This is a genomic window from Roseomonas acroporae (assembly GCF_023223525.1).
Classification (GTDB): Bacteria; Pseudomonadota; Alphaproteobacteria; order Acetobacterales; family Acetobacteraceae; genus Roseomonas_E; species Roseomonas_E acroporae.
Map to the genome: position 1 here is coordinate 1 of NZ_JALPRX010000287.1, position 545 is coordinate 545.

Below are 545 nucleotides of genomic sequence, written 5' to 3' on the forward strand. Positions count from 1 at the left end.
CTCAGCCGACCATGCCGCGCTTGTGCTCGGCGAGCTGCACGCGCTCGGGCTGGAAGCCCTTCTTGAGCGCCGCGATCGCCTTGTACGGATCGCACTCGCCGCACATGAAGATGTCGATCGCCGCGTAGTCCCGCTCCGGCCAGGTGTGGATCGAGACGTGGCTCTCGGCCAGCACCAGCACGCCCGACACGCCGCCATTCGGCGAGAAGTGGTGGAAGTGCCCGTGCAGGATGGTGGCGCCCGCCGTCAGCGCGCCCTCGCGCAGCACCGCGTCGATATGCGCGGGATCGGCGAGGTTGGTCGCGCCCCACAGGTCGACGATCAGGTGCACGCCGGCGAAGCGCACGCCGTTGCGCTCGACGAAGTAGTCCTTCGCCACGTCGAAGTGGTTCACCTCGACCGGCGAGGACTCGGAAATCTGGGCTTCGCTCGGAGCATCCGAGACCATCCCCAGTTGGACGAGAGCTTCCATGACGGGCCCCTTTCCCACCAGCAGATGACCGGGTTGATCGACGGTCGATCAGGTCAACGGCGGCGGCATATGA

1 protein-coding gene is annotated in these 545 nt (G+C 66.8%); it reads right to left on the reverse strand.

Annotation, left to right across the window (positions count from 1 at the left end; genetic code table 11):
* Position 1: 1 nt before the first annotated feature.
* Positions 2 to 472, reverse strand: coding sequence for an adenosylmethionine decarboxylase (speD, locus tag M0638_RS28555; RefSeq protein ID WP_248670348.1), 471 nt, complete (start codon positions 470 to 472; stop codon positions 2 to 4).
* Positions 473 to 545: the final 73 nt, after the last annotated feature.

Excerpts from the sequence above, each read along its gene's own strand:
- speD (WP_248670348.1), bottom strand. The coding sequence starts at position 472 with ATGGAAGCTCTCGTCCAACTGGGGATGGTCTCGGATGCTCCGAGCGAA.